The sequence below is a fragment of the Martelella sp. AD-3 genome (assembly GCF_001578105.1).
In the GTDB taxonomy this organism is placed as follows: domain Bacteria; phylum Pseudomonadota; class Alphaproteobacteria; order Rhizobiales; family Rhizobiaceae; genus Martelella.
Genome location: NZ_CP014277.1, coordinates 41,010 through 63,120, shown reverse-complemented (window position 1 = coordinate 63,120; position 22,111 = coordinate 41,010). Strand labels below are relative to the sequence as shown.

Below are 22,111 nucleotides of genomic sequence, written 5' to 3'. Positions count from 1 at the left end.
AGATACAGTCCAGTCGCAACTGATTCCCTTTTTTGCTTCCGTTTCCGACACATTTTTTCCTTCGCTCAACAGGGGTTTCTCGGGCTTGATATCGTCAGCCACCCCTTTTAATGTCTCTAGCTACTGTAGCTTCAAGAGAAAAATTATGCTGACCATTGGAAAACTTGGGCAGGCGGCGGGGGTCAAGGTGCCAACGATCCGCTACTATGAGCAAATCGGCTTGTTGCCGGCGGCTGAGCGCAGCGCTGGCAACCAGAGGCTCTACAGCCGTAAGGCGCTTGACCGTCTAACCTTCGTCCGACATGCGCGTGAACTTGGTTTTACGCTTGACGCAATCCGCGATCTGCTCAGCCTCTCTGACCATCCTGATCAGCCGTGCGCAGCAGCCGATGCGATAGCCAAAGCTCAATTGGCGGAAATAGAGAAACGCCTCGCACGTCTCGCCTCGCTGAAAGTTGAACTCAATCGCATGGTTGTGCAGTGCGCAGGTGGCAAGATTGCAGATTGCCGAGTTATTGAGGTGTTGAGCGATCATTCGCTTTGTGCGACCGATCACCGTCACTTGCAGGACGAAAAGGATCATTAATCCGTTTGGATTGTTTATCATCCATGCGGCGGCACCGCTGGTTGAAATGGGTGGCTTATTGCCTGCTGGGCTTCGATGGCGCTGGGGGGAGAGGGTCCTGTGGCCGCTGGCAGCCGCAGGACAACGGCTGGACACTCCGTTCTGAAAGGCGCTGAAAACAATGTTCTTGGGGCTGGCATGTATGCACTGCGGAAGCGAGAGAGTTCAGAAATATCCGTCGCTTGACGGTCGGCGAACAAGGTGAGGTTGAAAAGCATGAGAAAAAACAGATTGCTAGCCGTTGACGCAGCACGAGGGACGGCAATTGCCGGCGTGGTTCTTTTCCATTTCGTCTGGGATCTGGAATTCACGGGATTTGTATCGGGCGTGGCTTTCCATCCGCTGTGGCTCGCATTCGGGCGTTTGCTGGCCGGGAGCTTCATGTTCCTTGCAGGAGTGAGTCTGGTTCTGGCGCATGGCACAGAGTTGAGAGCTCGGACGTTTTTCCGCCGGTTGGCCATCATTGTTGTCGCGGCCTTGGCGATAAGCGTTGTGACATGGTTCACATTCCCCAACGCATTTGTTTACTTTGGAATCCTGCATTCGATCGCGGTCGCAAGTCTCCTCGGGGTGATGTTTCTCAGGCTCCCGGCTTTGGCCAGCCTGTTTGCCGGCCTGGCGATAATGGTGCTTCCCTGGTACCTATCGCTGTCTGCTTTCGATCCCCGCTGGCTAGCCTGGATCGGCCTTTCAGCCAACCCACCTCTCAGCAATGATTTCGTTCCGGTGTTTCCCTGGGCAGGCATTACACTTCTTGGCATGAGCTTCGCCAAGGTCGTGGACATCAATAAGAGCCAGATGGCCAGTGCTGGTGCGGAAAACGCTTTCTTCGCACGGCTCGGCTGGCTGGGCCGCCACAGCCTGCCAATCTATCTGCTTCACCAACCCGTGATGCTGGCGATCATCGTTCCTCTGTCGCGCCTATTTTAGCGGGCCTTCGATCCGGCGCCGAAGGGATCGGCAAGCGCTGCTGTCGGCCGACTAACGGGTACAGAAGTCGATGAAGTGATTTCCGACAAATATTGCGGGCCCTTCTTGGCCAGTATTTTTCGGAAGATCGGATTCATTCCCCCATCCGAATAAGCAAGGCCGACATTCTGGCCATCGCTGAGCAGGTCTTTCATTTTCTCAAGATCCCCCACCGACCTCTCGACCACTTGCTGGATCTCCGGTTCAAAGGCCGGACATTGTCCAAGCGGATCGGCGGGCATATTGCCGTTGACGGGTTCGCCAAACCTGTAGCGTCCCTCGCAGAATTGAAAGCGGGGAGGCTGGCGCAACACTTCAAAGCGATCATAACCTGTCTTTAGGTCCATCCAGAAGTCAAAATTGGGATTTTCGCGGTGCGCGGCAAGGTTTTCTGGCGTCATCCGAAACGGATAAGACTGGACCTGGACAGCCTGTTGCCCGCCACGCAAGGCATCCCGGACAAGGGCGTAGACTTCCGCGACATGCTCGTCGGAAATAGCAAAACAACCCGAGGAAGAACATGCTCCATGAACCATTAGGGCCGATCCGGTATAGCCCTTTGCGCGCTCCAGCCGATTCGGGTAGCCGAGATCGAAGGAAAGGTAGTATTGGGACCTCGGGTTCAGCCCGCCGGAACCGACTGTGTAGAAACCTTCAGGCGCCTGGCGGTCGCCCTCGACTTTTTTCGGACCCAAAACGCCCGACCACCGGCACATCGGATAAGTTTTCATCAGTGCATACTTGCCTGATGAATCTCGCTTCCAAACCTCCAGTTCGCTCTCCTGTTTGAAGATGCGAACCAGCACCGGATCAGCGGGCTCCATGCCCATCTCCCGCATTTGCGCCATTGTCTTTTGGGGGATCGGAATGTTGCCTCGGTCATCAAGCTCCAACGTCTTCGTCACACATCCGGACGCGATCACGCCCGCCAAAAGGACGCTGATCAAACTGGGTCGAAACCCTTTTTTGATGTGTTGCATGGAACCGATCATCTGCAGCTTCATATCCGTTTCTTGCCTTTGGCGTCAGATCACTATCAGCCGGGCTCCGTTGGTGACTCGGCCATAGAGATCGACAACATCCTGATTGATCATGCGCACACACCCGCTCGACACCGATTTACCTATTGTCCAGTATTCCGGCGATCCATGGATGCGATAGAGCGTGTCCACGCCATTCTGGAAGATGTAGAGGGCTCGCGCGCCGAGAGGATTGTTTAGCCCGGGCGGCATGCCGCCATTGCTCGCGCTCCATTTTGCCAACTCAGGTTGTCGCGCGATCATTTCTTCGGGCGGGGTCCATTTCGGCCATGCCTGCTTCCATTGGATCACGCCTTCACCCGACCACTCGAAACCCTGCCGGCCAAGGCCAACGCCATAACGCATGGCTTTTCCATTTTCCTGGATCAGATGAAGGAAATATGTCTTTGTGTTGACGATCACTGTGCCAACCGGATACGGGCTGGTGAAATTCACCTGACGCCTCCAGAATTTTGATGGCACCTTGTCTATGTTGATAGCGGGGAGGGGGAACCGTTCGTCTGGCATCGGTCCATACATTACCCGGACATTGCTCAACCTTGGATCCGGCGAAGGCTTCTCATCCAGCTGTCCGGTCTTGGTTGCGGTTGTGCATCCGGACAAAGCCAGCACTGAAGAGCCCGCTGCTGCACAAATGAATTGACGGCGGTTCATAGTTTCTTTCATCGTGGACTCGTTCAAAAAACATCGGGGAAAACGAGCCGCAAATCCGGGCCTGATCTGCGGCTCGCAAGTTCTTGAATGTGAAGAACGGTTTTGATGCTACAGCACCACAACCCGGGCGCCGACCGGCACCCGCTCAAAGAGATCTTCGACATGTTCGTTGATCATGCGGATGCAGCCATTCGAAACTGAACGCCCGATCGACGATGGCTCTGTCGTGCCGTGGATCCGGTAAAGCGTATCGCGCCCATCCCGATATAAGTAAAGGGCTCGCGAGCCCAGCGGGTTCTTCGGGCCACCGGGCACACCCTTGGCGAAACGTCCGTACTTCTTCGGATTGCGTCTGATCATGTTTGCTGTAGGAGTCCACGATGGCCACTTGGCTTTTCGTCCCACCTCCGCTTGTCCGCGGAAAGCCAGGCCGGACCGCCCAACGCCCACCCCGTAACGGCGCGCCATGTCTGTCTCGAGTTGCAAATATAGGAAGTGGTTTTTCGGGTCGATAATTATCGTACCGGGCTCGTAACCGCTAAAGCTGGTACTTTGTGGCTCGAATTTCTCGTCCAGTTTGAACTTGTCGTCATGGGCGTAGGCGGGAAGCCCACAGGAGGTGGCAAGGCCAGCGCCAATGCCAAACAGCAGTCCTCTTCTCGAAATCATGTTTCACACTCACGTCGTTGAATTTTCCGATTAGCGCAGAATGCGCATTTGGACATTCAAGCGTGAGCGTCTGGCGGTCGCGGGACCACGTATCCTATGTCGAAGAGAAGCAAGGCTTTGAAGCTGGCGTCATACTCCTGCGCCTCATGCATGATTGGCGAAACATTTGAGACCGCAAATATCGCAAAGTGCATCTGACAGTGCGCGGAAACTTTGTTTCCGCTTTTCTCACCCAGTGGGATCTCGCCTGAACCAAGCGCACCTTCACTGTCGGTTGAATTGCACCCGACCGTGTCACCGGCGATTTGGCAGATAGGCAACACATCCACAGCATTGGCCGGGTGCGCCAGCGCTGGAAGCGCCAACAACAATGCTGCAACAAAGGTCAACACGCGAGTCATCAGGCCTTTGTCACTTCATTGGCGCGGTTTGTCTATATGACCGCTGATTAATTTTTTGTGATGAATACGGGCATTCTACACTCTCCCCGTGTTACGGACGTTGCTATGCGGCATCATCTTTTTTTGGTTGATGTCGATCCTACGTCGATGTTTGATTCAAAACTGTCCGGTGCCGGGAGCAGGGTTATCTCAGCGGACGGTACAGTGACCGCGGAACCCGTCTTGCACTCCGGTGGCTCGGCGAAACTCAAGGGTTCCGGGATTCGATATGTGGTCACTGCAGCACCTGCGCCGGCAGTCGGGCATGTTCCTTTTACCAACACGGTGGAACAAATCATGTCCCGCTAAGTTTGCCTCCCAAGGACGCTTCAGTGTGTGATGCGCGCGAAGCGGGTGTGTGGGACGGAGCAAATGCGAACGGCAGCATTGTGAAGGAGCGGTGGTGAATAACCTGTGGCTGGTCATTGGCCTCGCGCTTCTGCCTGGGCTCGGAAATTTCGCCGGCGCAATGGTTGCCGAATTCGTCCGGACATCGCCACGACTTCTTAACTTGGCGCTGCATGCGGCGTCGGGCATCGTCATCGGCGTGGTGGCCATCGAGCTGATGCCCGAGGCACTTGAAAATCTCGCCGGCTGGTGGATTGCCCTGGCGTTTGCAGCAGGGGGAGCGGCCTATATCAGCGCCGGGACGCTGATCGGGAAGATGAAGCCGTCGGAGAAGAGCGGCGGCAGCACCGGTATGTGGATGATTTATGTTGCCGTAGCTGTCGACCTCTCCGGTGATGGCTTGATGATAGGCTCCGGCACTGCGGTTGGTGCCTCGCTCGCCGTTGTGTTGGCAGCGGGGCAGGTACTGGCCGACTTTCCGGAGGGATACTCGGTCGTGGCAAACCTCAAAGAAAACGGCGTGTCGCGCAAGCGGCGGATCGCGGTCTCGTTGTCATTCCCTCTCTATTGCCTCGGAACGGCTGTACTTGCATGGTTGCTGCTGCGAAGCGCGCCGGATGCAGCGAAATACGCCGCGCTGAGCTTCGTCGCCGGGCTCCTGTCGGTCGCAGCAGTCGAGGACATGCTCGAGGAAGCACACGAGGCCGCGACCGACAACCGCCTCTCGGCACTGGCCTTCGTCGGCGGCTTCGTTCTCTTTACCCTGGTTTCCGCCGGTCTGGAGACAGTCATGGCCCGCGGTGGCGGATCGACCGGCCAGAGCAGTTCAGGGATCGAGCAAAGCAGGACATATGCAAATGCCTCATGACCATAGCCATGGCCATATCGACCCGCAATCGGGCGACCGGCGGGTCTCCATCGCGATCTGGGCCAACGGCGTCCTGACCGCCGCACAGATTGTCGGCGGAATTCTGTCCGGCAGTCTTGCCCTGATCGCAGACGCACTGCACAACTTCTCCGACATGGCGTCGCTGCTCATTGCCTTTGCCGCACGCAAGATTTCTCGACGGCCCCCGGACGAGCGCATGACGTTTGGCTATGGCCGCATCGAGATCGTCGCGGCGCTGATCAACTACACCACGCTTGTTCTTGTCGGCTTCTACCTGATCTATGAGGGAGGAATGCGGATGATCGACCCACCCCAGGTCCAGGGCTGGACTGTCGTCATACTGGGCGCTGTCGCACTCGCGGTCGACACGCTGACAGCGATGCTCACCTATTCGATGCAGAAAGGCAGCGTGAACATTCGCGCGCTTTTCCTGCACAATCTCTCGGATGCGCTGGCTTCCGTCGCGGTCATCATCGGCGGCGCCCTCATCATCCTCTATGACATGCGCTGGGTCGACCCAGCGATCACCATCGGCATCGCACTTTATATCCTCTATCTTGCCATAACAGAGATCGGCACTCCGATCCGGACGCTGATGCTCGGCAGCCCGCCGGAGATCGACGGCGGCGATGTCGTCAGAACCCTGCGCGGCGTCGAGGGCGTCGGAGATGTCCACCATGTGCATCTCTGGCAGATGCAGGAGCATGAGGCGGCACTCGACTGCCATGTCGTCGTGACTGCCGACGATTGGTCGCGGCTCGAGGCCATCAAGAACGAGATCAGGGACAGGCTGAACGATCGGTTCGGCATCGCGCATTCCACCCTTGAATTCGAGCATGAGAACCGAGCGCACGAAAATGCTGACCTCTATGGTCACGGCAATCCCGAGGAACAGGAGGAAGACCATGTTCACCGAGACGCGGACAAATCGTGACGACGTCATCGCAATCGCCTGCGAAGGCGAGCTCAGCGAAAGCGATCTTGAGCGGATGCACGCGTTGCTGCACGAACGGCTCACATCTGTAGAGAAGCCCGGCCTCGTCGTCGATCTGACGAATTTCCAAGGGTACACGGGCCTCGCTGCAATGCGAGAAGACTTCAAGATGGACACCGCCCATCGAAACGATTTCTCCCGCATCGCCGTTGTCGGCGAGGCGGCGTGGCAGCACTGGGGAACCACCCTCGCGAAGGCCTTGACCCGTGCCGAGATGCGCTGGTTCGACGCAAGCGCACTGGACGTGGCCGCGGAATGGGCGGGCGGGGTGTGACGCGACCGCCACCCTCCTGCCGTGCCCACGGCTTCCGTGGCCGCGCAGGCCGGCTTCCAACCCCTCTCCTGTCCGGGGCAGTCGCAGCCTTTCGGCTCTCCTCGCGCGGGCATGTGCCGGGAGCGTGGCTCACTGTCGGCTTCTGCGTTGCGGCCATGGTCGCCTCCAGCGCTCGCGCCCATACCGAGGGCGCGCCGATATCGCCACACGACTTCTGGACCGCATGGTCGCTGCAACTCACTGTCGTGGCGCCGATCGCGGTGGCGCTGCTGCTTTACGGGCGCGGCCTGCACCTCGCCTGGAGCCGCGCCGGCATCGGCAGAGGTACAGCCGTTTGGCAGGCTGGGCTGTTTGCGCTCGGGCTGACCGCACTCTGGGCAGGCCTCGTCTGGCCGCTCGACGCCATCGGCGAGAGCCTCTTTTCCGCCCACATGGCGCAGCACATCGTGCTGATGGGTGTGGCCGCCCCGCTCCTCGTGCTGGGTCTTCCGATGCCGACGATGATCCGGTCCCTGCCGAGAGAATGGCAACGCGGGCTGGCGCTGGCGGTCCGCTGGCAGCCGTGGCGCAGGTGCTGGAAATTCCTCATCCGCATTGATGTCGCAACCATTCTGCAACTGCTCGTATTCACCTTGTGGCACATTCCGGCGGCGATCGCGCTGTCGCTCGAAAATGATTTCGTGCACTGGCTGATGCACGGCTCGATGCTCGCCGCAGGACTTCTGTTCTGGACGGCCATTCTGCGCATGCGAAGCGACGAGTTCGGATCGGCGATCCTGGCTCTGTTTGTGAACTTCAAGTTCTCGCTTGTCCTGGGTGCGCTGCTTGCCTTCTCCTCACGTGCCTTTTACGAAAGCTAGCTGGATCGCGGCCTCCCCTGGGGCGTCACTCTTTTGGAAGATCAGCAATTCGCGGGCGTCCTGATGATGGTTGTCCAGTCAATGATGTATCTGCTGGCCCTGGTCATCCGGGTAGCTCTTCTGCTCCGCTCGCCCGACAGCCGCGTTGCAACCAGGTTGACGCCGCAGACCGAAGGCCTCTCCCGATGACGAGACCCGGATTCCTCGCGGCGGCGCTGATGATCGCCCCCCTCGCCGGCTGCCAGGGCGCGCAATCCGCCTTCGATCCGGCGGGTGTCGAGGCGGAGCGCGTGCTCAACCTGTTCTGGATCATGCTGGCCGGCGGCACCGCCATCTGGATCGTCGTGATCGGCGTCAGCTACTATGCCGCCAGGGGCAAGTCCGGGCCCTATTCGGACAAATCCGGCATTCGGCTGATCGTCTGGGGCGGCTGCGTCTTTCCGGCCGTGGTCCTGGCGGGGCTGCTCTGGTGGGGTCTGACGATGATGCCGGAACTGCGGCGCGCAGCTGACGGACCCACCATCGCCGTCTCCGCAGAACGGTTCTGGTGGCGGGTGGCCTATGCCGTCGAGGGCGAGCCCGGCGTTATCCGCAAGCTGCCGCGTGGCGGCGTCCCGAGCGCGAACGAGATCTGGATTCCGCTCGGCAAGCGCACCGAGATCCTGTTGAGCAGCCCTGATGTCATCCATTCCTTCTGGGTGCCGCCCCTCGCGGGGAAGATGGACGCCATACCCGGCCGGGTGAACCGTCTGGTGCTGGAGCCCACCAGTCCCGGCGTCTTCAATGGCGCCTGCGCCGAGTACTGCGGTACGGCTCACACCTATATGGGATTCCGCGTCGTCGTTGTGCCCGAGGCAGAGTTCGAAGCCTACGTCACGTCGCAGGCGCTCCCCGCCGCAGTGGTTGACGGTCCCGGTGCCGGATTGTTCCTGCAGAACGGCTGCGCCGCCTGCCACACCGTGCGCGGCACCGCCGCGGACGGTGCCGTCGGACCCGACCTGACCCATGTAGCGAGCCGGCGCACAATTGCCGCGGGCCTGCTTCCAACAACCGTGGAAAATCTGGTGGCGTTCATCCGCTCGACCGAGCACATCAAGCCGGGCGTGGAGATGCCGGCCTTCGGTATGCTCCCCGAGGAGGAGATCACCGCAATCGCGCAGTGGCTGGGGACGCTCGAATGACCGACACGACGGACAAATCATCCACTGTGCCCGATCAGGAAGACGATGCGGTCCGTCGCGCGCAGGAGGACCGGCTGCGCGAGGTCTGGGCGGCACCGAAAGGCTGGCGCTACTGGTCGGCCGTCAACAATACCGAAGTCGGCATCTGGTACACGGCGCTATCCTTCATCTTCATGCTGATTGCCGGCGTGCTGGCGCTGATCATGCGGGCGCAACTGGCGGTGCCGGAGAACAACCTCGTCACGCCCGACTTCTACAACCAGGCGTTCACGCTGCATGGCACGGCGATGATGTTTCTCTTCGCAGTGCCGATCTTCGAGGCGGTTGCGATCATCCTGCTGCCGCAGTTGCTCGGCGCACGCGACCTGCCGTTCCCGCGGCTTTCGGCGTTCGGGTTCTGGTGCTTCCTCATCGGCGGCGTTTTCGTCATGGGCTCGATCTTCTTCGGCCAGGCACCGAGCTCGGGCTGGTTCATGTATCCGCCGCTGACAACGGAGGAGGAATTCACGCCTGGCTACGGACCCGACATCTGGCTGCTCGGCCTGTCGTTCATCGAAATCGCCTCCCTCGCCGCGGCGGTCGAACTGATCGTCGGAACTCTGAAATGCCGGCCGCCGGGAATGCGGCTCAACCTGATGCCGCTTTACACCTGGTATGTTCTGGTCGTCGCCGGCATGATCCTGTTCGCCTTTCCGCCCCTGATCGCCGGCGACATCCTCTTCGAACTCGAACGGTTGTTCGACTGGCCGTTCTTCGACCCCAGTCGCGGCGGCGATCCGGTCCTGTGGCAGCACCTGTTCTGGATCTTTGGCCATCCGGAGGTCTACATCGTGTTCCTGCCGGCGATCGCGCTTGTCGCCATGATCGTGCCGACCTTCGCGCAAAGGCCGATCCTCGGCTATTCCTGGATCGTGCTCGCCGCGGTCGGCACCGGCGTCATCTCGTTCGGCCTGTGGGTGCATCACATGTACACCACGGGACTGCCCTCGATCTCGCTCGGCTTCTTCTCGGCTGCGTCCGAAGCGGTGGCGATCCCGACCGGCGTGCAGATCTTCGTGTTCATCGCGACGCTTCTGACCGGTCGGGTAATCCACTCGGTGCCGATGCTGTTCGTGTCCGGGGCGCTCGCCAATTTCGTGATCGGCGGGCTTACCGGCGTCATGGTGGCGCTGGCGCCGTTCGACTGGCAGGCGCACGACACCTATTTCGTCGTGGCGCACCTGCACTACGTCCTGATCGGCGGCATGCTGTTTCCGGTCGCCGCAGGCGTCTATTACTACTGGCCACTGGTCAGCGGCCGGAAGCTTTCCGACAGGCTCGGCCGGATCGCGTTCTGGATGATGTTCGCTGGCTTCAACCTCGCTTTCCTGCCGATGCACTACTCCGGCCTTGCCGGCATGCCCCGGCGCGTCTGGACCTATCCGGAAAGTCTTGGCGTAGGCACCGCCAACATGATCTCGAGCGTCGGCGCCTTCGTCTTTGCCACCGGGATCCTGATCATCGTCTGGGACGTGCTGCGCCCGCGCGGCAACGAGCCCTACGCGAAACGCAATCCCTGGAACGCTGGCACGCTGGAATGGCTGGTCGAGATGCCGGGCGAGAGCTGGGGCGTCCGCTCCATTCCGGCCGTCACCTCGCGCTATCCGATCTGGGAGCAGCCGAATTTCATCGATGACGTCGACAAGGGAAGGTTCTACCTCCCCGACGCTGCGGAGATGAAGCGCGAGACAATCATCACGTCGGTCCTCGATGGCAAGCCGCTGCAATGCCTGCGCGTACCGGGTCCGAGCTTCATGCCGATGATAGCCGCGGTCTTCACCGGAGCCGTGTTCATCTTCGCGACCTTCCATTGGTGGGCAGCGACGATCGTCGGGATGGGGCTGTCGACGATCTCGATCATGGTCTGGCTCTGGCGCGGCACCGCCGTGATCCCGGAGAAACCGGAGAAGGACGTTGGCCTCGGCCTGAAGCTGCCGCTCTACAAGTCCGGGCCGCATTCGGTCGGCTGGTGGGCCATGTTCATCATGATGATGGGCGACGCAACCGCGTTCCTCGGCCTGGTCTTCGGCTACTACTACTTCTTCACCATCCATGCGGATTTCCCGCCGCCGGCGACGGTCGGTCCCGGCGTGCTCTGGCCCAGCGTCGCTTTCGGCCTTTTCGCGGTCGCCTGGGCGGCGGCGCTCGGCGCACGCCTATCGAATCAGGCCGGCCGCGTCGGGCGCGCCCGGGCACTCATGGCGGCGGGCGCACTCGTTGCCCTCGCCGCAAGTGCGGCGCTGCTCTGGGGACCATATGTCACGGGGCTCCGCCCCACGGCGCACGTCTATCCGGCGACGGTCTGGGTTATCATCATCTGGACCGCCGCGCACGGCGTCGCGGGAAGTCTCATGCTTGGATACTGCCTCGCCCGCTCGCTGGCGGGGCGGATGACGCCAGCGCACGACATCGATATCTTCAATGTCGCGCTCTACTGGCACTTCGTCGGGCTCACGGTGATCGTCACAGTAGGGACGCTCGCCTATCTCCCCGTCCTGATGTGAGGGCGATACATGCAGGTATTCGGCAAGACGCAAGACAACCTCTGGACCCTGGTGGCCGCGCCGACCATCTGGGGCTTCCATTTCCTGTTCAGCTATTTTTTGGCGGCTTACCGATGCGCGCCGAATGATGATGTCTTCAGGAACATCGGCGGCACGCGAATGGCGATTGCCGGAGTCACAGCCGTCTGCCTGCTGCTGATCCTGCTGATTGCTCGCCGCGCCTGGCGCGAATGGCGCGCCGATGGCGGCGGCTATAGCAACAATCAGGACACGCCCGAGGCGCGTGAGCGCTTCCTGGAATTCTCGACGCTGCTTCTCGCCGCGCTCTCCTTCGCCGCGGTGGTCTTCGAGACGCTACCGGTCTTCGTCTTCTGGGACTGCCGGTAATGCGCCCGCGATCGCCCGGGAGGGATCCATGCACCTGAACGTCGTCATCACCTGGAAGAGGATCTCCGGCCTCGCCGTGCTTGGCTTGACAGGCGCGCTGCTGGTCGGCTGGATAGGCCTGGTTTCGATCGCTGCCTCGGCCGGGCATTGGTCGGTGACACAATGGTTCCTCGGCTGGACGATGGAGAATGCTGTCAGAACACAGTCGATGCTGATCTCGAAGCCCGAGGAGATCGACCTCGGCGACCCGATGCTGGTGCGTCGCGCGGCCGGGCATTACGCGACCGGCTGCGCATCCTGCCACGGCGCCCCCGGCGTGCCGCAATCACCGGTGGTCGAGGAGATGGTGCCCTCGCCGCCGCGCCTCGAGGAGAAGGTCGCGGAATGGAGCGACGAGGAGCTGTTCTGGATCGTCAGGAACGGCATCAAGTACTCGGGGATGCCGGCCTGGCCGGCGCAGGACCGCAAGGACGAGGTTTGGGCGCAGGTGGCGTTTCTTCGGGCGCTTCCCGAGATGTCCCGGGCCGAATATGCGAACCTCGCGCTGGGCGGCGGATTGGCTGACGACGATCTCGAAGCGGGTGGTGAAACCATGCCCGCACTCGCCGGCATCATCGACAACGCGCTCTCCGATTGCGCCCGCTGCCACGGTCGCGACGGGCTGGGCCGCGGAGAGGACGAGGCCCGCCACGCCTTCCCGGTAATTGCCGGCCAACCCGCGCCCTATCTCTATGCCACCCTGCTCGCCTTTGCGCGTGGCGACCGTCAGAGCGGTTTCATGGAACCGCCCGCGACCCGCTACGAGACGGAGGTGCTCGCCGAACTCGCGCACTACTTTGCGGCGCAGCCGGCGCCCCCTGGTTCCGACGACGAAGCCGTGGCTGCTCGCGGACCGGCTGGTTCCGACACGAGCGACGACGCGCCCGCATCCGCCCCGCCGGCGGTCGCGACGGATGCGGTCGAAGCGCTGGTTCCGGCCGCCGAAACACAACAGGACGAGGCGGGGGTGCTCGAGGGCGAAGGCGATGCCGGGGGAAGCGCGGTGCCGATGGCAGCGGCTGCGGGGCCTCCGGCCAGCCGGGATGAACTTCTGGAGCTCGGGCGGGGCATCGCACTGGAGGGCATCGCTTCTCGCAAGCTTCCCGCCTGTCAGAGCTGTCACGGCGCCGCCGGCCGTTCGCGAAACCCCTATTATCCCTATCTCTCCGGTCTGCCCGAATGGTACCTCTCGGAGCACCTTCATCTCTGGAAAGAAGGAACGCGCGGCGGCACGCAATACACGCACGTCATGGCAGAGATCGCCGAGAACATGACGCAAGAACAGATACAGGCCGTCTCCGCTTGGTACGCGACGCAAGCCTCCGAAGGCCGATAAAACCGCAACGGCGCCACGATGGAGGATCCGCTCGACAATCCGGACGTTTTCTGTTCGCCCACCGAGGCCAGTGCCGCACCATCAAAATCACGCCGCCGACATCAGCGGCAATCTGCTGGCTGATGAGGAGAAGTTGGGCGCCTTCAAGTGCGAGGGCATCGAGTTCGTTTGAACAGGGCTCAAAGCCGGCGCAACTGGATCGATTGGCCTATTCTCAAGCAGTCGAACCGGCGGGAGCAGCGAGCCCTCAACCACGTTTACAAAAGCGTCGTTCCGAAACCTCAATGTCATTGCGAAAACTCGAGCAATGGGATTCGGCCATTCCGTTCCGACCTTAGCTAGACGAAGGTCTGTTTTTTGAGAAGTGTAACCAAGAGCCGCCAGCCAGCGGTCGGCCCCTTTCCGGTCATTCGTTGATATCTCTGAGAGCAGCCCTTCCCCCCTGTTTTGCCGACTATAAGGTCTTGAATGGAATCGAACCCGCGACCCAGCTGCTACCAAAGTCCTCGGCCTCAAATTCTTCAACAACCTAGTTTGGCTTGATCTCAATAACATGACGGATCTGGGGCGAGACCGAAACTGGGCGCCTCTGGATTTTGACCGTCACCGGATGACGGAAACCCGATCTTGTTTTCTCCCTCGTTCCGCGCGGCTGCGGACTATCGCGGGGAATGGAGAAGATATGTTGATCGCGTGGACTGGACAAAGCGACGGGCGCCAGCTCCTAAAATTGCCTGGGCCACCGTTGCAGCCGCCGACATCACCACATTCCGACGGAGTGACCCGATAGATAGCCCGCTCCCGCCACAAGAAAAGTCAACAACACGGCGACGATTGCAAAGCGCCCGTGAGCGCCAGCTTTGATTCCGAGGATTTCAAGAAAGAGAGAGTCTTTGGGTTCCATGGCGCAGTCCTTTCACCAAAAGAAATGTTGGTGGGCTGCTACTGCTACGCAGTTTAGCAGCCACTGGAGGTTTGCCAAGTGGCGGCGCCAAAAGTCGGTCTAGACCGCGTTTGCTAAGCCACTGATTTGACGAGGAAGTATTTTCGCTGGCAAGTACTTCCATCTAAACGGCTGTTCCGTCTCAACGCCTTTGAGACAGATCTGGCTTAACGGATAAGGGAGGGTTTTGGCTCATCATAGCGCACGCAAAGGAAGCGAAGATGAGACAGAAATCCGGGCAGCAGAAGCCGACGGCAGACAAGGCGATCAAGGATATCCGCCGGGCCACACGCAAATCCTATTCGGCCGAGGAAAAGATCCGCATTGTGCTGGAAGGCCTGCGCGGCGAAGACAGTATCGCCGCGCTCTGCCGCCGCGAGGGTATCGCCGAAAGCATGTATTACACTTGGTCGAAGGAATTTCTCGAGGCCGGCAAGCGGCGCCTGGCCGGCGATACGGCTCGGGCCGCAACGACGGATGAGGTGAAGGCATTACGTCGGGAAACACGCGATCTGAAAGAGGTCGTGGCCGAGCAGACGCTGGAGCTGCGCCTGCTCAAAAAAAGCATGATCGGGGATGGGGACGCAGAAGAATGAGATACCCCGCATCCGAGAAGTTGGAAATCATCCGGCTGGTCGAGCAATCGCACCTGCCGGTGAAGAAGACACTGGAGCAGCTCGCCATTCCCCGCCAGACCTTTTACCGCTGGTATGACCGTTTCCAGCGCTTTGGCGTTGAGGGGCTGGAGGACCGCTCATCCGCCCCGTCACGGGTATGGAACCGCATTCCCGATACTATCAGGGACGAGGTGATAGAGCTGGCGCTTGAAGAGCCGGAGCTCTCCCCGCGCGAACTGGCGGTGACCTTCACCGACACAAAAAGCTATTTCGTATCAGAGGCGTCCGTCTATCGCCTGCTCAAGGCGCACGATCTGATCACCTCGCCAGCCTTCATTGTCGTCAAGGCGGACAATGAATTCAGGGACAAGACCGTTCGCCCCAATGAGATGTGGCAAACCGATTTCACCTATCTGAAGGTGATCGGCTGGGGCTGGTTGTATCTGTCCACCATCCTCGATGACTTTTCCCGATATATCGTGGGATGGAAACTGTGCACGAACATGAAGGTGGGTGATGTAACCGACACGCTGAACATTGCGCTTTCTGCATCCGGCTGCGACAGCGTCAAGGTGGAGCACAAACCGCGGCTTCTGTCGGATAATGGCGGATGCTACATCGCCGAAGACCTGGCGGACTGGCTGAAGGACAGGAAGATGGAGCAGCTTCACGGCGCGCCCGGTCATCCGCAGACCCAAGGCAAGATCGAGCGCTGGCACCAGACGCTGAAAAACCGGATCCTGCTCGAGAATTACTTCTTCCCCGAAGACCTTGAAGCGCAGATCGGCGCATTCATCGACCATTACAACAATCGCCGATACCACGAGAGCCTCGGCAACCTCACACCGGCGGATGTCTACTTCGGCAGAGGAGACGAAATCCTGAAACAGCGAAAGAGGATCAAGCAACAGACCATTCAAAACCGACGCTTGCAACACCACGCAAACGCGGCTTAAATCAACACATCAGACGAGCCAATCTCTCCTGATAGCCAGACCCCATTCTGTCCATAATCATTCGACGACGGACACTAAACGGCTGTCCGCAGGAGCGCACCGGAGCGCGCAATTCGAAAACGGTCTATTCCTCACGGTTTTCCTGAACCCGCGCGTACGGCTTTTTACGCGGGGAGAAAAGGATTTGGGCTTTGACCTCAAAATCGTAAGATTGCGAACAGTGATTTGGTCGTTCGGGAACAGCCATGGTTGATAAACCGCAGCAGCAGCCACAAAGAGAGCACCACTTCTTCGTATCGACTGCGAAGTTTCTTTTCCATCATCCTCAGCACGGCATCGTCGCTGTCCGCGATCCCATAAGGCTGGCCGATGCGAAACGACGCGAGCTGGATCCCATCATACTCTACGGCGTCACCGTCGCCGGCCTGCCGATCCGCTGGCTGACATTCTCGACCGTCGGCCAGCGCAAATCTTTATGCGAGGTGCTGTGGACGGCTTGGAAAGACGCGGAGGGGTTGCGGGGCTTGCCGGATGTTCTTCGTGTCAATCGCTATATGGCACAGGCAGATCCGGGGCTCGCGGCGGATCTCGCCACAATCGGCGTCCGTCTTGAGGTTGCCGATACCAAGGATAAGACAGCTCCTGCATCACTTCGCTCGGCTCACGATGACTCCCGATGGCTGTCGCAACGGCATGATCCGGTCGATTTGTCGTTGGCCGCATGCGTGGAAGCCCTTTGTCTCGATGCGCAGGACGCTCACAACCGGAGTGCGCACCGCGGGCCTCGCGGCCTCAGCAATCGAAAACTGGAGGACAGCATAGAGCAATGGCTGAGCTTGCCGATGCGCCAACCGCCATCTGTTCCCCTCGAAGACCGGGATTGGGAAGCTGGCCGATGGCTGTCATCCTGGGAAACGGCGCTCCCACCCGATCAACCCCGCTATTTTCATTACGACGGTATGAGCCGAAGGACTTGGCTGATTTCGGGAGAAGAGCCGTCAGACGATGACGACGATGATGACTACGAATTTCCGGCCTACGAAGAGCACGACAATACGGCTGAAATCGCCCGGAATCTGGTCGCCTGCTGGCCCAACCCGCCGAAAGACGTCGCAGCGGCAGCCGGGATCACCCTGCGCCAACTCCAATGGTTTACCTCGGAACGTGCGACCCTAGACAAATCGACCCACTACGACCTGCGGCATCTACTGGGCATCGAGTATGACGAGCGGATGGGCGGCTATACGCCGGCAGGGCCCTATGTTTTGATCGCCAGGAAAGCTCAAGCGATCGAGGCAATCTATCAGGAGATTTCCGGAGGCGGTGATGCCTGCCCCTGCGAACTCGTTCCGGCTCAGGGACAGGCCGATCCGAGCTGGAGGTACGTCTTGATCAATGCGCATAGCACACCGCCGACCATTGTCATGGCCCCTCGCGGCGAGGTGATCACGGAACGGCTTCCCGACCTGATTCTAAACTACGAGGGCATTCGGCCGGTTTCTCAGGCTTTATACCGAGATGTTGTTACCACCTGCGCCCGGGCCTGCCAGACACCTCAGGCCAATGTCCGAGAGATGACGGAATTCGCAAAACGGTATGAACGATACTGGATAGATTGCGCATGGCTTCCGGACTGAACGTTCTGGTAGAGCTTAGCCCTGATGTCTGATCGTGTTCGAACATACCGGCCTGGTTTCGTTGCGCGCTTCCTTCCCCAAGGGAAATGGAAGGTGACACTGCGCCTGTCTTTACCGGCGACCATACAAATTACCCAGAACGGCGCCGAGAACATTGCGTGCCTGAATGTTGTCGCGATTTCCGTCAGCAAAGCGTTGCTCTGGCATTCGGTCGAAGTCCGGGCTCGCGATCAGGTCTACAGCCTAAATTGTCTTGGAGAAGAGGCTGCCACCCGGTTGGCGGCCGATCTCTATAGTTTCATCAACAGCTACCTCTTCGATCTGATCAGCTCCGATACCGAGCATCTGAACGCGGTGGATACGAAACTGATGGCTATCGTGGAGGGACAAAACCAATATCTCGCCCATGCTGACCTTGCACGGGCTATTGCCAGTGTGGAGAGTCAAGCCGCCGCGGCACTTTCGCACCCCCTGTTCGATCCGGAATTGATGACAGCCACCGTGAAAGCGACGCTTCCCCGATCGCTCGCCTTCATCACCGATCCTGCTGTCCGCCACAGATACAACGATGCGTTTGTCTCGGCCGAGCTGGCGAGATACCGATCGTTCTTCGACGACCTGGACGGCCGGTCGTTGTCCGATCAGCAACGCGAAGCTTGCATTCGACTGGAGGACAACAACCTTCTTGTCGCCTCCGCTGGATCGGGCAAGTCCGCCACGATGGTCGGCAAGGTCGCCTATGTCCTCGACAAGAAGCTTTACCGCCCGGAAGATATTCTTGTGCTCGCTTTCAACAAGGACGCGGCCCACGAACTGAAGGAGCGAGTAGCCCGGCAGCTGGCGGTCGATCCGGACGATCTGAAATGCAAGGTGACCACGTTTCACGCGCTCGGTCTCGGTGTCATTCGGGAAGTCGAAGGACAGCCGCCACAGCTTGTCAACTGGGTTGAGCACCCCGCCGGCGAAGCGAAGGTCATTGAACAGATCATTGACGAGTTGCTGCGGTCGGATCCGGAGTTCTCCCGGCTCTGGGTCAATCTCCTCGTCCTTCATCCCAAGGCGGATATTCCGGCAGAAGTGTTCGATTCCAAGGCGGACTATGATCGGTACCTCTCAGCACGTCGACGAAAAGGTAATGCGACCATTGGCACAATGGCTGGCATCTATGTGAAATCACTTCAGGAACAGACGATCGTCAATTGGCTCTGGTTGCAGTCCGTCGAATTCGAATACGAGCGTCAGATCCCCATCGAAGAGGATAATGGCGGGATCCGACATCTGCATCCGGACTTCCACTACCCTGCCAGCAATACCATCCATGAGCACCTCGCCATCAATGCGGACGGTTCCTCCCCGTTCGACAACTACATTACCCATGCCGAGCATAAGATGACCGCCTACCGCAACGCCGGCATCGACGTATTTCAGACAACGTCGGCGCAAGCACGCGACGGATCGCTGCTCGCAACCCTACAGGCAGAAATCACGAAACGAGGCATTCCACTCCAACAAAAAAGCTACACGGCAATCGTCAAAGGTCTCGAGCCAGTGGTCATCAAGCACTATCACAAGCTGACAGCGGTCTGTATCAAGCACATCCGGGCTAGCCACCTCACCCTGGACATGCTGCTTGAGCGAGCCAAATCGCTCCATGACCGGACCCGTGCCCGAGAATTTGCTCAGGTGATCTGGAAGATCACCGAATCCTATTCACGGAAGCTGGACCAGGCTAAACGCATCGACTTCGACTCGATGATCGCGAACGCCACACATCTCGTGGAGACGGGGCAATACCGGAGCCCCTACTCGCTGATCCTTGTCGATGAGTTCCAGGATGTATCGGAGCCACGCGCGAATCTGATCAAGGCGCTGAAACACCAGAAGCCGTTCACGAAAATCTTTGCCGTTGGTGACGACTGGCAATCGATCTATCGTTTTGCCGGTTCTGACATTACCATTTTCACGCAGTTCGAGGCAAACTTCGGAGCGAGCTGGCAAGGTCGACTGGAGCAAACGTACCGTTGCAATCAGCTCATAGCGGAGACGGCCGCCAGCTTCGTTCAGCGAAACTCGGCTCAGCTGAAGAAGTCGGTACGCTCGACGCGACCAGCCATCCCACGATCGATCCGGGTCATTCCGATCAGTGGTGAAGGGAGCAAGCCGGAATTCGGCGAGGCGTGTCACCAGCTCTTGCAACGGCTAAATTCGTTCCTGGGTGGGATTTCGGGGCAATGGCGGACAAAGGGGCGCGAAAAGCTCAACGTCATGGTCCTATGGCGCTATAACCAGCTCGATCCGTTCAAGGGTACACCGCCAAAATTCGAAAATATCGAGGTTTCCGGACTGTCGTTCCATCGCGCCAAAGGACTCGAGGCCGACTACACAATCCTGCTCGATGTCAGCGAAGGCGACTACGGCGTGCCGAGCCGGATCGAGGACGACGAACTTCTCAATCTGGTCATGCCACGACCAGAAAGCTTCGAGTTTGCCGAAGAGCGTCGCCTTTTCTATGTCGCATTGACTCGGGCAAGCCGCGGCGTGTTTTTGCTCACGAATAGCCGGGAGCCTTCTCGATATATCCGCGAACTTTCCGACATTGCCGGCGAAGATTTGCGATTTGAATCGATCGATGGCGATCCCCTGCATCAATGTCCCAAATGCCGGGTTGGCCAGTTGGTCGAAAGGAATGGCCGCGGTAACAGCCGGTTTCTGGGATGCAATCAGTATCCAGAATGCGAGCACACTGCACAGTTGCGCTGAACCGTCTAGGGCGATCCGAGTCCGTTACGCCGAGGGAGCATCAAACTTCTCACGTCACTTTTCAGTTGACACAAATAGTCAATTCAGAATTGACAAATTGATTTATTTGTAAAGTTTCATTCGCACCTGCTTTAATTTTGTGGCATAACGTCAAACATGAATGGACAACCAGAGACAAAGCTAAAGCAACTTCTCCAGCAAGTCCCCCCCGGCTTCCTGGTAGACTCGAAATGGATGGCCCGCCATGCCATCTCGCGACAATCCGTGTCTGGCTATATCAAGCAGGGCTGGCTCGAGCCAGTCATGTCGGGCGTGTACCGCCGCCCATTCTCCTCAGATACCAATCCAGAAGCTGTCGGTGGCTGGAAGATACCCCTGCTCTCAGCCGTCTGGCTCATGCGGCATGAGTTCCATGTCGGCGGGGCGAGCTCCCTCTCCTTGCGGGGACATGCTCATTACCTCTCGTTCAGCCGCGAACTTACCCTCTATCTCTATGGATCCGATATCCCGACATGGCTATCGAAGCTGCGGACGGACGCCGACGTGAAGACCAGGAGTAACGTCCTGTTCGGCGAAGGGGCGACCGGCGTCGAAAACGCGGATTTCGACCTTTCCAACGACGATGATCCAGAGCTGGCACAAAGCCCATGGCGCTGGCCAATGCCGATGTCCTCACCCGAGCGCGCGATCCTCGAAATGCTAGACGAAGTCCCAAAGGGCGAAAGCTACCACAAGGTGGACGTGGCGTTCGAGAGCCTTGCCAATCTGCGCCCGAGATTATTGACGACGCTCCTTACCCTGTGCCGAAGCGTCAAAACCAAGCGCCTCTTCTTCGTGTTTGCTGACAAGCACAATCATGCCTGGCGCCGGCACATCGACGTCTCCTCTGTCGATCTCGGAAAGGGCGACCGGGCGCTGACACCGGGCGGCCGGCTGCACCCCATCTATCGCATCACAGTCCCGAATGACTTGATGCCAAAGGAGGCCCAGTATGGCCCGTGACCAATACATGCGCCAGGTCGACCTTTTGGTGCGGACCCTTCCATTCATCGCCCGCCACGAGGCCTTCGCCCTGAAGGGTGGAACGGCAATCAACCTCTTCTATCGCGACATGCCGCGGCTCTCGGTCGATATCGACCTGACCTATCTGCCGATTGAGGATCGCGAAACGACACTGAAAAATATCGACACGACACTGGAGCACATCCGCGAAGACTTGATGGGCAACCTGCGGGGCGTGAACGTCCAGAGGATCGCCGGCGGCGGCAACAACCACACCCGCCTCCTCGTCCGGCAGGGCATTGCCGAAATCAAGGTCGAGACATCTCCCGTTGCGCGCGGAACTGTCCATCCACCCGAACGCCGACGCGTGAGCGCGGCCGTAGAGGACAATTTCGGCTTCGCCGAAATGCAGGTCGTTTCGTTCGAGGACCTGTTTGGCGGAAAGCTCCATGCGGCGGTAGACCGGCAGCATCCGCGTGATCTGTTCGACGTAAAACTGCTCTATGAAAACGAGGGGCTGAGCGACGCGTTGTTTCGAACATTTCTGATTTACGTTGGCAGTTCCGGCCGCCCGCCGCACGAGTTGGTCAGGCCTTCGCTCGCAACGCTAGACGAGGCCTTCGTCAAGGAGTTCGAGGGGATGACGATCGAGCCAGTCGGCCTCGACGATCTGAAGGCAGCGAGGAACCGGATGACGGCGGATATCCTCGCAAAGCTTGACGACAACGCGATGCGCTTCCTGCTGTCACTCCACGACGGCGAACCAGATTTCGAAGCCATCGGGTTGCCACAAGCGGCTGATCTGCCGGCCGTTCGTTGGAAGGTTCTCAACCTCGAGAAACTGAGGGCACAGAACCCCGAAAAACATGCCGAGCAACGGCGAGAGATTGAGGGGCTTCAGTCAAAAGAATAAGCACGGGGCACGCGGCGGTTGTCCTGACGAGCCGC

Annotated in this window: 20 protein-coding genes; 15 read left to right on the top strand and 5 right to left on the bottom strand. The window is 59.4% G+C overall.

The window, feature by feature from the left end; translation table 11 throughout:
• Window positions 1-145 precede the first annotated feature (145 nt).
• The gene (locus tag AZF01_RS23725) at window positions 146-586 is read left to right on the top strand and encodes a helix-turn-helix domain-containing protein (protein ID WP_081725662.1); all 441 of its coding nucleotides are present in this window, start codon (window positions 146-148) and stop codon (window positions 584-586) included.
• 255 nt (window positions 587-841) lie between these two features.
• Window positions 842-1,555, top strand: coding sequence for a heparan-alpha-glucosaminide N-acetyltransferase (locus AZF01_RS22800; protein ID WP_024706465.1), 714 nt, complete (start codon window positions 842-844; stop codon window positions 1,553-1,555).
• Here the strand turns inward: AZF01_RS22800 and AZF01_RS22795 are convergent.
• The 4 genes from AZF01_RS22795 to AZF01_RS22780 all read right to left on the bottom strand — a co-directional run bounded on the left by AZF01_RS22795 (window position 1,552) and on the right by AZF01_RS22780 (window position 4,358).
• Window positions 1,552-2,598, bottom strand: coding sequence for a murein L,D-transpeptidase family protein (locus tag AZF01_RS22795; protein ID WP_244435496.1), 1,047 nt, complete (start codon window positions 2,596-2,598; stop codon window positions 1,552-1,554). The two genes, AZF01_RS22800 and AZF01_RS22795, sit on opposite strands and share 4 nt — an antisense overlap.
• A 21-nt stretch (window positions 2,599-2,619) precedes the next feature.
• Window positions 2,620-3,300, bottom strand: coding sequence for a L,D-transpeptidase (locus AZF01_RS22790; protein WP_024706467.1), 681 nt, complete (start codon window positions 3,298-3,300; stop codon window positions 2,620-2,622).
• Between the two features lie 96 nt (window positions 3,301-3,396).
• A complete protein-coding gene (locus tag AZF01_RS22785; RefSeq protein WP_036235789.1) occupies window positions 3,397-3,957 on the bottom strand; it encodes a L,D-transpeptidase in 561 nt (186 codons plus the stop codon).
• Window positions 3,958-4,013: 56 nt separating this feature from the next.
• Complete coding sequence (locus AZF01_RS22780) at window positions 4,014-4,358, bottom strand: hypothetical protein (RefSeq protein WP_024706469.1); 345 nt, start codon at window positions 4,356-4,358, stop codon at window positions 4,014-4,016.
• A gap of 442 nt (window positions 4,359-4,800) precedes the next feature.
• Here AZF01_RS22780 and AZF01_RS22775 point away from each other — a divergent pair, with 442 nt between their 5' ends.
• The 8 genes from AZF01_RS22775 to AZF01_RS22740 all read left to right on the top strand — a co-directional run bounded on the left by AZF01_RS22775 (window position 4,801) and on the right by AZF01_RS22740 (window position 13,248).
• Window positions 4,801-5,613: a ZIP family metal transporter gene (locus AZF01_RS22775; RefSeq protein WP_024706470.1), complete on the top strand. Its 813-nt coding sequence runs from the start codon at window positions 4,801-4,803 to the stop codon at window positions 5,611-5,613.
• Window positions 5,603-6,568, top strand: coding sequence for a cation diffusion facilitator family transporter (locus AZF01_RS22770; protein ID WP_024706471.1), 966 nt, complete (start codon window positions 5,603-5,605; stop codon window positions 6,566-6,568). Before AZF01_RS22775 ends, AZF01_RS22770 begins: the two co-directional genes overlap by 11 nt.
• The gene (locus AZF01_RS22765; protein ID WP_024706472.1) at window positions 6,540-6,902 is read left to right on the top strand and encodes an STAS/SEC14 domain-containing protein; all 363 of its coding nucleotides are present in this window, start codon (window positions 6,540-6,542) and stop codon (window positions 6,900-6,902) included. Before AZF01_RS22770 ends, AZF01_RS22765 begins: the two co-directional genes overlap by 29 nt.
• Window positions 6,899-7,762: a cytochrome c oxidase assembly protein gene (locus AZF01_RS22760; protein ID WP_161633002.1), complete on the top strand. Its 864-nt coding sequence runs from the start codon at window positions 6,899-6,901 to the stop codon at window positions 7,760-7,762. Before AZF01_RS22765 ends, AZF01_RS22760 begins: the two co-directional genes overlap by 4 nt.
• Before the next feature lie 185 nt (window positions 7,763-7,947).
• Window positions 7,948-8,943 (top strand): cytochrome c oxidase subunit II, encoded by a 996-nt coding sequence (coxB, locus tag AZF01_RS22755; protein ID WP_024706474.1) that lies wholly within the window; start codon window positions 7,948-7,950, stop codon window positions 8,941-8,943.
• The gene (ctaD, locus tag AZF01_RS22750; RefSeq protein WP_061449947.1) at window positions 8,940-11,486 is read left to right on the top strand and encodes a cytochrome c oxidase subunit I; all 2,547 of its coding nucleotides are present in this window, start codon (window positions 8,940-8,942) and stop codon (window positions 11,484-11,486) included. The genes coxB and ctaD overlap by 4 nt, the downstream gene beginning before the upstream one ends.
• Window positions 11,487-11,495: 9 nt before the next feature.
• On the top strand, window positions 11,496-11,873 hold the full coding sequence (locus AZF01_RS22745) for a hypothetical protein (RefSeq protein ID WP_024707551.1): 378 nt from the start codon (window positions 11,496-11,498) through the stop codon (window positions 11,871-11,873).
• A gap of 28 nt (window positions 11,874-11,901) precedes the next feature.
• Window positions 11,902-13,248 (top strand): c-type cytochrome, encoded by a 1,347-nt coding sequence (locus tag AZF01_RS22740; protein WP_061449946.1) that lies wholly within the window; start codon window positions 11,902-11,904, stop codon window positions 13,246-13,248.
• Between the two features lie 760 nt (window positions 13,249-14,008).
• Here the strand turns inward: AZF01_RS22740 and AZF01_RS24185 are convergent.
• Window positions 14,009-14,152: a hypothetical protein gene (locus AZF01_RS24185; RefSeq protein ID WP_156484764.1), complete on the bottom strand. Its 144-nt coding sequence runs from the start codon at window positions 14,150-14,152 to the stop codon at window positions 14,009-14,011.
• 260 nt (window positions 14,153-14,412) lie between these two features.
• Between AZF01_RS24185 and AZF01_RS22730 the strand changes: the two genes are divergently transcribed.
• The 5 genes from AZF01_RS22730 to AZF01_RS22710 all read left to right on the top strand — a co-directional run bounded on the left by AZF01_RS22730 (window position 14,413) and on the right by AZF01_RS22710 (window position 22,076).
• Window positions 14,413-15,764 (top strand): IS3 family transposase gene (locus AZF01_RS22730; RefSeq protein ID WP_152534477.1). Its coding sequence is split into 2 segments (ribosomal slippage): window positions 14,413-14,748 and window positions 14,751-15,764, totalling 1,350 coding nucleotides; the frame shifts between segments, so codons are not numbered across the junction.
• 245 nt (window positions 15,765-16,009) lie between these two features.
• Window positions 16,010-17,401, top strand: coding sequence for a hypothetical protein (locus AZF01_RS22725; protein ID WP_036238496.1), 1,392 nt, complete (start codon window positions 16,010-16,012; stop codon window positions 17,399-17,401).
• Window positions 17,402-17,425: 24 nt separating this feature from the next.
• Window positions 17,426-20,161 carry a UvrD-helicase domain-containing protein gene (locus tag AZF01_RS22720; protein WP_024710156.1) on the top strand — a complete coding sequence of 912 codons (2,736 nt, stop codon included), beginning with the start codon at window positions 17,426-17,428 and terminating at the stop codon, window positions 20,159-20,161.
• 156 nt (window positions 20,162-20,317) lie between these two features.
• The gene (locus AZF01_RS22715; protein ID WP_024710155.1) at window positions 20,318-21,163 is read left to right on the top strand and encodes a type IV toxin-antitoxin system AbiEi family antitoxin domain-containing protein; all 846 of its coding nucleotides are present in this window, start codon (window positions 20,318-20,320) and stop codon (window positions 21,161-21,163) included.
• A complete protein-coding gene (locus AZF01_RS22710; protein WP_024710154.1) occupies window positions 21,153-22,076 on the top strand; it encodes a nucleotidyl transferase AbiEii/AbiGii toxin family protein in 924 nt (307 codons plus the stop codon). Before AZF01_RS22715 ends, AZF01_RS22710 begins: the two co-directional genes overlap by 11 nt.
• The last annotated feature ends 35 nt before the right edge of the window (window positions 22,077-22,111 follow it).